Origin of the sequence: Streptomyces sp. NPDC059524, assembly GCF_042749255.1 — a bacterium.
Taxonomy (GTDB): Bacteria; Actinomycetota; Actinomycetes; order Streptomycetales; family Streptomycetaceae; genus Streptomyces; species Streptomyces xanthii.
Map to the genome: position 1 here is coordinate 10,359 of NZ_JBHYTK010000004.1, position 9,827 is coordinate 20,185.

At 70.2% G+C, this 9,827-nt stretch carries 6 protein-coding genes, 2 pseudogenes and 1 riboswitch; of the genes and pseudogenes, 5 read left to right on the forward strand and 3 right to left on the reverse strand.

All coding sequences use genetic code 11. The features are described from left to right. The 4 genes and pseudogenes from ACFW9D_RS01555 to ACFW9D_RS01570 all read left to right on the forward strand — a co-directional run. Positions 1 to 965 (forward strand): annotated as a pseudogene (locus ACFW9D_RS01555) (sodium:solute symporter); the annotation flags it as partial. A gap of 118 nt (positions 966 to 1,083) precedes the next feature. Continuing rightward, the gene (locus ACFW9D_RS01560; RefSeq protein WP_384616652.1) at positions 1,084 to 2,064 is read left to right on the forward strand and encodes a nucleoside hydrolase; all 981 of its coding nucleotides are present in this window, start codon (positions 1,084 to 1,086) and stop codon (positions 2,062 to 2,064) included. Positions 2,065 to 2,100: 36 nt separating this feature from the next. Then, positions 2,101 to 2,244, forward strand: a riboswitch (cobalamin riboswitch). A 126-nt stretch (positions 2,245 to 2,370) separates the two neighbouring features. Beyond that, a complete protein-coding gene (locus tag ACFW9D_RS01565) occupies positions 2,371 to 4,731 on the forward strand; it encodes a ribonucleoside-diphosphate reductase subunit alpha (RefSeq protein WP_384616654.1) in 2,361 nt (786 codons plus the stop codon). Continuing rightward, positions 4,731 to 5,750, forward strand: a complete 1,020-nt coding sequence (locus ACFW9D_RS01570) for a ribonucleotide-diphosphate reductase subunit beta (RefSeq protein ID WP_188336944.1) — start codon at positions 4,731 to 4,733, stop codon at positions 5,748 to 5,750. Before ACFW9D_RS01565 ends, ACFW9D_RS01570 begins: the two co-directional genes overlap by 1 nt. A 33-nt stretch (positions 5,751 to 5,783) precedes the next feature. Here the strand turns inward: ACFW9D_RS01570 and ACFW9D_RS01575 are convergent, their stop codons facing one another. After that, positions 5,784 to 5,951, reverse strand: coding sequence for a hypothetical protein (locus ACFW9D_RS01575; RefSeq protein WP_188336945.1), 168 nt, complete (start codon positions 5,949 to 5,951; stop codon positions 5,784 to 5,786). A 94-nt stretch (positions 5,952 to 6,045) separates the two neighbouring features. Here ACFW9D_RS01575 and ACFW9D_RS01580 point away from each other — a divergent pair. Beyond that, positions 6,046 to 6,984 (forward strand): annotated as a pseudogene (locus ACFW9D_RS01580) (helix-turn-helix domain-containing protein); the annotation flags it as partial. Between the two features lie 45 nt (positions 6,985 to 7,029). Here the strand turns inward: ACFW9D_RS01580 and ACFW9D_RS01585 are convergent. Next, positions 7,030 to 8,412 carry a cytochrome P450 gene (locus ACFW9D_RS01585; RefSeq protein WP_384616657.1) on the reverse strand — a complete coding sequence of 461 codons (1,383 nt, stop codon included), beginning with the start codon at positions 8,410 to 8,412 and terminating at the stop codon, positions 7,030 to 7,032. Further along, positions 8,409 to 9,488 carry a multidrug MFS transporter gene (locus ACFW9D_RS01590; RefSeq protein WP_188336948.1) on the reverse strand — a complete coding sequence of 360 codons (1,080 nt, stop codon included), beginning with the start codon at positions 9,486 to 9,488 and terminating at the stop codon, positions 8,409 to 8,411. The genes ACFW9D_RS01585 and ACFW9D_RS01590 overlap by 4 nt, the downstream gene beginning before the upstream one ends. Positions 9,489 to 9,827 lie beyond the last annotated feature (339 nt).

Consider the following 9,827-nt stretch of genomic DNA (forward strand, 5'->3'; position numbering starts at 1 on the left):
GCTTCGACGACATCTTCGCCGCGGCCGGCAAGAAGTTCGAGCAGATCAACCCCGCGACCGAGAAGCCCGTCGGGGCGCTCGCACCCGGTTCGCAGGGCACCTGGACGTACGCGACCCTCGCGCTCGGCTCGGCGCTCGCGCTGTTCATGTACCCGCACTCGATCACGGCGACCCTGTCGTCGAAGAGCCGCGAGGTCATCCGGCGCAACACCACGATCCTGCCGCTGTACTCGCTCATGCTCGGCCTGCTGGCGCTGCTCGGCTTCATGGCGATCGCGGCCGGAGTCACGGTCCAGAACGGCCAGTTGGCGATCCCGCAGCTGTTCGAGAACATGTTCCCGGACTGGTTCACGGGCGTCGCGTTCGCGGCCATCGGCATCGGCGCGCTCGTCCCCGCCGCGATCATGTCCATCGCCGCGGCCAACCTCTTCACCCGCAACATCTACAAGGACTTCATCAAGCCGGATGCCACACCCGCGCAGGAGACCAAGGTCTCCAAGCTGGTGTCCCTGCTGGTGAAGGTCGGCGCGCTCGCCTTCGTCCTCACCATGGACAAGACCGTCGCCATCAACTTCCAGCTGCTCGGCGGCATCTGGATCCTGCAGACCTTCCCGGCCCTGGTCGGCGGCCTGTTCACCCGCTGGTTCCACCGCTGGGCCCTGCTCGCCGGCTGGGCCGTCGGCATGGTCTACGGCACGGTCGCCGCGTACGGGGTGGCCTCGCCGACGCAGAAGCACTTCGGCGGCTCCGCCAAGGAGATCCCGGGCATCGGCGAGATCGGCTACATCGGCCTCACCGCGTTCGTCCTGAACGTCGTCGTCACCGTGGTCCTCACCTTCGTCCTGAAGGCGCTCAAGGCCCCGGACGGCATCGACGAGACGTCTCCGTCGGACTACACGGCCGACGCCGGCGACAAGGGCGTGAAGGTCGAGCTCCCGGCCGTCGGGACCGGCGCCGGACACTAGCCCTGGTCACACCCTTCTCGAAGGACGAGCCCCTCCACCTCTGGAGGGGCTCGTCCCGTTACGGTGGCCGACGATCGGCACCACCCGACGATCGGCACCACCCGCCCTGGAGGAACCCTTGACCGCACCCATCGTCCTCGACAGCGACCCCGGCATCGACGACGCCGTCGCGCTCCAGTACCTGCTCGGCACCGGCCTGTGGGACCTCAAGGCCTACACGACCGTCGGCGGCAACGTGCCCGCCTCCCAGGCCTTCCGCAACGGCCGCGCCCTGGCCCGCGCCTTCGGCATCGACGGCGACGTGCCCGTGCACCGGGGCGCGGGCCGCCCGCTGACCCGGCTGCCGTACTCCGCGGCCGGCGAGTTCCACGGCGCGGAGGGCCTCGGCTCCGAGCGGCTGCCCGACGCGAGCGTGCCCGAGCAGACGGAGACCTCCGCACAGGCCATGCTGCGCCTCTCACGCCAGTACGAGGGCGAGCTGACCGTGTGCGCGACGGGCCCGCTGACCAACGTGGCGCTCGCGCTCACCGAGGACCCCGACTTCGCGCGGCGCGTGAAGCACCTCGTCTTCATGGGCGGGGCCGCGGAGGTGCCCGGGAACATCACGCCGGTCGCCGAGTTCAACGCCTGGGCGGACCCGGACGCCGTCGACCTCGTGGTGTCCTCGGGCATCCGGTACACGATGGTCGGGCTCGACGCGACGCACGGCTGGCGCTTCACCAAGGACCACCTGGCCGTCCTGGAGGACGCGGGCGAGGGCATGGCGCTGACCGCCCGTCTGATGCGGTACTACCTGGAGGCGTACACGGAGGCCGCGGGCAGCCCGCTGCACGACCCGCTCGCCGTCGGGGTCTGCGCCGACGAGTCGTTCGTCACCGCCGCCGACGGCACCGTCGTCGTGGAGTGCGCGAGCGAACTCACCCGCGGCAAGACCGTGTTCATCCCCTACGACAGCGACTACCCGCGCGCCTACTACGCCGAGTCCCCGCTCGTCGCCGCCCGCACCGCGCATCGCGGCCGGGTCGCGCTCGGCACCGGCCCGCGCGACTTCACGGCCGACTTCGTGACCACGCTCCTGAAGCGGCCCGGGGTGGCCTGACCTCACCGCGACACAACATGTGGGCCCGGAGCGGAAGCCCGGGCACAACATGTATGCTCGCTCTCGCTGTCGTCGCAGGGGAATCCGGTGCAAGTCCGGAACTGTCCCGCAACGGTGAACGTAAGGCCACAAAGGCCCCTCACGTGAGTCCGAAGACCTGCCGACGGTGCGCCCGAGCCGTCCGGCCCGGGTGCCGAAGACGTCAGGGCCTCGCGGAACGGGCCGGTGACGCGGGCGCCCCCGTGTGCGCGCCCGGGCCACTCCTCCTCCCCGCGGGCCCCGAGCCGAGCGAGGGAGAGCCCCCCAGTGACGATCGCGCCCGCCGATCCCGCCTCAGCCCCGGTCCGTGCCGAGGCCGACGCCCCCGGCACCGCGCTGCTGCGCACGCTGACCGAGCTGACCGCCGACCTGCCCGACGCCGACCCGGGCCGGGTCGCCGCCGCGGCGCTGCGCGGCCGGTCCGCCCGGGCCGACGAGGCGGAGCTGCGCGAGCTCGCCACCGAGGCGGCCGCCGGACTGATCTCCGAGGACCCGGCCTACTCGCGGCTCGCGGCGCGTCTGCTCACCCTCACCGTCGCCGCCGAGGCCGCCTCGCAGGGCGTCACCTCGTTCACCGGCTCGATCGAGGTCGGGCACCGCGAGGGCCTGATCGCGGACCGCACCGCCGAGTTCGTGCGCGGGCACGCCGCGCGGCTCGACGCACTGATCGACCCGGCCGCCGACGACCGATTCGGCTACTTCGGCCTGCGCACGCTCTTCAGCCGCTACCTGCTGCGCCACCCGATCACCCGCAAGGTCGTCGAGACGCCGCAGCACTTCCTGCTGCGCGTGGCCTGCGGCCTGGCCGAGGACGAGACGGTGCGCGCCCTGGACGAGGTCGCCGCGCTGTACGGCCTGATGAGCCGGCTCGACTACCTGCCCTCCTCCCCCACGCTGTTCAACTCCGGCACCCGGCACCCGCAGATGTCGAGCTGCTACCTGCTCGACTCCCCGCTGGACGAGCTGGACTCGATCTACGACCGCTACCACCAGGTGGCCCGCCTCTCCAAGCACGCCGGCGGCATCGGTCTGTCGTACTCCCGCGTCCGCAGCCGCGGTTCGCTGATCCGGGGCACCAACGGGCACTCCAACGGGATCGTGCCGTTCCTGAAGACGCTCGACGCGTCGGTCGCCGCCGTGAACCAGGGCGGGCGCCGCAAGGGCGCGGCCGCCGTGTACCTGGAGACCTGGCACTCCGACATCGAGGAGTTCCTGGAGCTGCGGGACAACACGGGTGAGGACGCGCGCCGCACGCACAACCTGAACCTCGCGCACTGGATCCCGGACGAGTTCATGCGCCGGGTGAACGCGGACCAGCCGTGGTCGCTGTTCTCCCCCGCCGACGTGCCCGAGCTGGTCGACCTGTGGGGCGAGGAGTTCGACGCCGCCTACCGCGAGGCCGAGGCCGCGGGGAAGGCGCAGAAGACGATCCCCGCGCGGGACCTGTACGGCCGCATGATGCGCACCCTCGCGCAGACCGGCAACGGCTGGCTGACCTTCAAGGACGCCGCCAACCGCACCGCCAACCAGACGGCGGAGCCCGGCCACACGGTCCACTCCTCGAACCTGTGCACCGAGATCATCGAGGTCACGGACGACGGCGAGACGGCCGTGTGCAACCTGGGCTCGGTCAACCTCGGGGCGTTCGTGGACACCGCGACCGGGGACATCGACTGGGAGCGCCTGGACGCGTCCGTCCGCACGGCCGTCACGTTCCTGGACCGGGTCGTCGACATCAACTTCTACCCGACCGAGCAGGCGGGCCGCTCCAACGCGAAGTGGCGTCCGGTGGGTCTGGGCGCGATGGGCCTGCAGGACGTGTTCTTCAAGCTGCGGCTGCCCTTCGACTCGGAGGAGGCGCGCGCCCTGTCGACGCGCATCGCCGAGCGGATCATGCTCGCCGCGTACGAGGCCTCGGCGGACCTCGCCGAGCGCAACGGGCCGCTGCCGGCCTGGGAGAAGACCCGCACCGCGCGCGGCGTCCTGCACCCGGACCACTACGGCGTCGAGCCGGTCTGGCCGGAGCGCTGGGCGGCGCTGCGCGAGCGCATCGCCGCGGTCGGCATGCGCAACTCGCTGCTGCTCGCGATCGCCCCGACCGCGACGATCGCCTCGATCGCCGGTGTCTACGAGTGCATCGAGCCGCAGGTCTCCAACCTGTTCAAGCGCGAGACGCTCTCCGGTGAGTTCCTCCAGGTCAACTCGTACCTGGTGGAGGAGCTGAAGAAGCTCGGCGTGTGGGACGCGCAGACCCGTGAGGCGCTGCGCGAGTCCAACGGCTCGGTGCAGGACCTGACCTGGGTCCCCGCGGACGTGCGGGCGCTGTACCGCACGGCGTGGGAGATCCCGCAGCGCGGCCTGATCGACATGGCGGCGGCCCGCACCCCGTACCTGGACCAGGCCCAGTCCCTGAACCTGTTCATGGAGACGCCGACCATCGGCAAGCTCTCCTCGATGTACGCGTACGCCTGGAAGTCGGGCCTGAAGACGACGTACTACCTGCGCTCGCGCCCCGCGACGCGCATCGCCCGCGCGGCGGCCCGCTCCACCGTCCCCGTCCAGGTGGCGGACCCGGACGCCGTCGCCTGCTCCCTGGAAAACCCCGAGTCCTGCGAGGCCTGCCAGTAATGACCACTCCCTCCCCCGAGAAGAACCTGCTGGACCCCGGCTTCGAGCTGACCCTGCGTCCCATGCGCTACCCGGACTTCTACGAGCGCTACCGGGACGCCATCAAGAACACGTGGACGGTCGAGGAGGTCGACCTCCACTCGGACGTCGCCGACCTCGCGAAGCTGTCTCCGGGCGAGCAGCACATGATCGGCCGCCTTGTCGCGTTCTTCGCGACGGGCGACTCGATCGTCTCGAACAACCTCGTGCTCACCCTGTACAAGCACATCAACTCCCCCGAGGCGCGCCTCTACCTGTCGCGCCAGCTGTTCGAGGAGGCCGTGCACGTCCAGTTCTATCTGACCCTCCTGGACACGTACCTGCCCGATCCGGACGACCGGGCGGCCGCGTTCGACGCGGTCGAGGAGATCCCGTCGATCCGCGAGAAGGCCGAGTTCTGCTTCAAGTGGATGGACTCGGTCGAGAAGATCGACCGCCTGGAGACGAAGGCCGACCGCCGCCGCTTCCTGCTGAACCTGATCTGCTTCGCCGCCTGCATCGAGGGTCTCTTCTTCTACGGGGCCTTCGCCTACGTGTACTGGTTCCGCTCGCGGGGCCTGCTGCACGGGCTCGCGACCGGCACCAACTGGGTGTTCCGCGACGAGACGATGCACATGTCCTTTGCGTTCGACGTGGTCGACACGGTCCGCAAGGAGGAGCCGGACCTGTTCGACGACGAGCTGCGGGTCCAGGTCACCGACATGCTGCGCGAGGCGGTCGACGCGGAGCTGCAGTTCGCCCGTGACCTGTGCGGGGACGGTCTGCCCGGCATGAACACGGACTCGATGCGGCAGTACCTGGAGTGCGTCGCCGACCAGCGTCTGCAGCGGCTCGGCTTCGCGCCCGTGTACGGCTCGGAGAACCCGTTCTCCTTCATGGAGCTCCAGGGCGTCCAGGAGCTGACGAACTTCTTCGAGCGCCGGCCCTCGGCGTACCAGGTGGCGGTGGAGGGCTCGGTCGGTTTCGACGAGGACTTCTAGGCAACCTCGGGGGGCCTGGTGCCCTCTTCCAGGTCAGGCGACCGTGGTGAACCGGGCCTGGCGGGACGCGCGTTCGGCGTCCTGCCGGGCCCGGCGCAGCTGCCGGTCGATCCTGCGGTCGTGGGCCATCCCGTAGAGGGAGGGGGCGGCGAGGAGGAGGAAGACGACGAGGACGGTGAGGTAGTTCATCGCTGTGTTCATGTCCTCCACTCTCCCGCTCGCCGGGACCGCGCGGCAGTGGCAGGACTGTCATAGAACCTCGAATTCCTGCCACGACTGAGGCACACTGGACGGCATGCTGAAAAACGTGGCGGCAGTGCTCCTCGACGGTGTGCACCCCTTCGAACTCGGCGTCGTGTGCGAGGTGTTCGGCCTCGATCGCGGCGACGCGGGGCTGCCGGTGTACGACTTCGCGGTGGTCTCCGCGGAGGGCCCGGCGCTCGGCACGCACGTACCCGGCATGACCGTCTCGACGCCGTACGGACTGGACCGGCTGGAGGAGGCGGACCTCGTCGCCATCCCCTCGGCCGGGCGGCGCTACGAGGCCTATCCGCCGGAGCTGCTGGACGCGCTGCGCCGCGCGGTGGACCGGGGCGCCCGCGTCCTGAGCCTGTGCGCGGGCGTGTTCGTGCTCGGCGAGGCGGGGCTGCTCGACGGACGCCGCTGCGCGGTGCACTGGCGGTACGCGCGCGAGCTCGCCGTCCGCTTCCCGCGCACCCGCGTCGACCCGGACGTGCTGTACGTGGACGAGGGGCCGGTCGTGACCTCGGCGGGGACGGCGGCCGGGATCGACGCCTGTCTGCACATCGTGCGCAGCGAGCACGGCACCGAGGTGGCCAACGCGATCGCGCGCCGGATGGTCGTGCCGCCGCACCGGGACGGCGGGCAGGCCCAGTACGTGGAGCGGCCGCTGCCGGCGACGCGCTGCGACACCGTCGGCGAGGTGCTCGCGTGGATGGAGCGGAACCTGGACCGGCCGGTGACCGTGGAGGAGCTGGCGGCGCGGGCCCTCATGTCGCCGCGGACCTTCGCGCGGCGCTTCCAGCAGGAGACCGGCACGACGCCGTACCGGTGGCTGCTGCGCCAGCGGGTGCTGCTCGCCCAGGAGCTCCTGGAGCGGACGGACGAGACGGTGGACGCCATCGCGGCGCGCGCCGGGTTCGGCAAGGGGCCCGATTTGCGCCCCCATTTCATGACGGTGATCGGCACCAAAAAACACTCCTTCCGGCGCACTGTCGGTGTGGGGGGGGCGCCCGCCCCCGCCCCCCCCCGGGGCGGGCTACCTGGCCCGCACCTCCAGCAGGGCCCCCTTGGGCTGCAGCGTGATCCCGATGCGGGCCGTGCTGTCCGTCCCCTCGGTCGGCACCAGCCGCCACTTCTGCACCACCGTGCCGAGGATCAGGGACAGTTCGGCCATGCTGAAGTGGTCCCCGGGGCACTTGCGGTTGCCGACGCTGAACGGGGCGTGTGCGGCGGGTGAGACGTCGGCGGCCCGCTCGGGCAGCCACCGGTCCGGGTCGAAGGCCAGGGCGTCACGGAACGCGCGCGGATCGCGCTGCATGGCGAGCGGGCTGTAGAGGATGTCCGTCCCGGCCGGAATGCGATACCCGCCGAGTGTCGTGTCGACGGACGCGAGCCGTGTCAGAATCCAGACCGCGGGGCGTATCCGCATCGACTCGGTGATGAGATTCCGCATATATGCGAGTTCTCCCAGATCACCGAAAGCGACCGGGCGGCGCCCGCCCGTCACGGATTCAACTTCCTGGCTCAGCCGGTTTTCGTGCTCGGGGTGTTCGGCGAGGAGCTGAAAGACCCATGTCAGGGTCTTCGCCACATTTTCGGCACCGGCCACGACGAGAGACACGACCTGGTCGTGCACCTCCTGTTCGTTGACGGCTTCACCATTTTCGTCGCGGTCGTCGAGCAATGCCGCGAGGAGGTCGTCGGGATTGCCGCCCGAAGCCGCCTCCGCCCTGCGCTCGGCGATGATCTCGTCGACCATGCGATGCAGATCGGCCAACGCGTTCTCGAATCGGCGATTGGCCGGAAGCGGCAGCCGGTACAGCGGGCCGAGGGAGAGGATCATCCGCCGGTACAGGCCCTCGAAGACGGTGTGCAGCGCCGTGGAGAGCCGGTCGGCGCGCTCGTCGATCGAGTCCACCTGGAGCACCGAACGGGCCACGATCCGGGTCGCCGTGCGGAAGACCTCGGCGGCGATGTCGACGGTCTGCCCGTCGCTCCACCGGTCCGCCATGCGGCGCGCCTCGTCCTCCATGACGGCGGCGTACTCGTGGATCTTGTCCATCCGGAACGCGGGCTGGATGGCCCGCCGCTGACGCCGGTGCAGCGCCCCGTTGCTGGTCGCCACGCCCTTGCCGAGCAGGACGCCCATGGTGTCCCACAGGGGGCCGCCGACCGCGAAGTCGGGACTCTTGAGGAGCGTGGCGACGAGTTCCGGATCGCACACCGCGTAGGCCGTGCGCGGGCCGAGCCGCAGCCGCACCACGTCTCCGCCGTCGCGCAGCCCGGTGAGGAAGCCGAGCGGGTCGCGCAGCAGGCTCCCGGCGTGTCCGAGCACCGGGACGGCGCCGGGCGCGAGCGGCGGGACGCCGGACTCGGCCTCGCCGGCCGTCCGGTCCCGCAGGGTCGAATCGACGGTCATGCGCATTCACCCACCTGATCGGGCTGTTCGTCGCTTATGTAGGGCGGGGTGGACCTGTCGTCCCAGCTGTCCACCGCATATCGCCCTGATTCGTGGTGGAACCAGTACACGGAACTGAACCAGTTCCGCATGTTTCCCACGCACGCCCTTATGGCGTCCGCGAGTTCTTTTCCGTGTTGCCCCACCTGTTCCGCGGACGCCGCCATCTGTTCGACTTCTTTTTCCGCCTCAAGGAAATCGTCGATGGTTCCCTGCACCCTTCGGCGGACTTCCACGACGGCTTCCTGAAGGGAAAGTCCCTGGTGTTTGATGAGACTTATCCCGAGGTTGTGGAGCTCTTCTCCCGCGAGTTCCTTGGGGAGCGAGCAGAGGTCGTTGTACCACGCGGCGAAATCCTGGCAGGCAAGTGCCGCACGCGTAAACGCTTCGTTCTTCCTCACCCACGCGGGCAGTTCGTACTGCGCCGAGGGCTCCAGGAGGTCGAGCCAGATCCAGTGCGCGAACGTGTTCCTGCGCAGGGCGATGTACTCGTCCACGGTCGGCACCGTGCCGGTCATCCGGTTGTGGAACTCCTGGTCGTACGCGTCGATCACCACGTGGAAGTGGCGGGCGAAGCGGGCGTTCCAGCTCCTGCTCAGGGAGCCGTAGAGCCGGTTCACGCTCTCCGCGAAGCCCGCGACCAGCGGGTCCTTGTGGTCCAGGTGGAGCTCCGGGGCCTCGGTGGCCGCGTGCAGCTGGACGGCGAGCCGCCGCCAGCTCGCCGTCCTCCCGTGGATCACGTCGCGGTCGTGCCGGTCGTCCCAGACGAAGAACCACGCGCTGTAGTCGCAGATCGCCGACAGCACGTCGTCGGGGGCCCCGATGTAGTAGCCCGCCATCAGGTCCGTGTAGCACAGGCCATCGGCATATTTCTCCACCTTGTCGGCGGGCATCAGACGTTTTTCCAGCAGCCAGGAGCGGGTCTTCTCCTGAAGCTTGGGCCAATACGGGTGCAGGTTGCGAGGAAACGCATCCTCGATCGCCGGCAGCGCCAGCGCCGGTGGGACCACGGTCTCCGGATAAGCAGCCACGAACAAACCCCTCTCTGCCGCCTGTTGGCGTACGCCCCCAGCAGTGCCGGGCGCGCGCCGTTGCGTATCCCCGCGCTTTCTATTCAGCACTACAACTGACCGTTCTGGGAACGGATTTGCTCCCCTCACTACCCCCCGCCGCCGGAATCGTCCCCTTACATGACCGAATCTGTGGCATGAACGGCTGGTCCTGTTCGCACACACAGCCGTACGCGACCGGTTCGCGGGCACAACAGAGCGGGGGCGGGGGGGGGCGGGTGAGCCCCCCGCCCCCCCCCGCGCGCACCCCCCCCGCCGCCGGGCCGGCGGGGCGGGGTCGGGGGGGGGGGCGCGCGGGGGGCGCGG

Bases quoted from the DNA above. Each gene is read 5' to 3' on its own strand.
- ACFW9D_RS01570 (WP_188336944.1), top strand. From the start codon at position 4,731: ATGACCACTCCCTCCCCCGAGAAGAACCTGCTGGACCCCGGCTTCGAG.
- ACFW9D_RS01575 (WP_188336945.1), bottom strand. From the start codon at position 5,951: ATGAACACAGCGATGAACTACCTCACCGTCCTCGTCGTCTTCCTCCTC.
- ACFW9D_RS01585 (WP_384616657.1), bottom strand. From the start codon at position 8,412: ATGACCGTCGATTCGACCCTGCGGGACCGGACGGCCGGCGAGGCCGAG.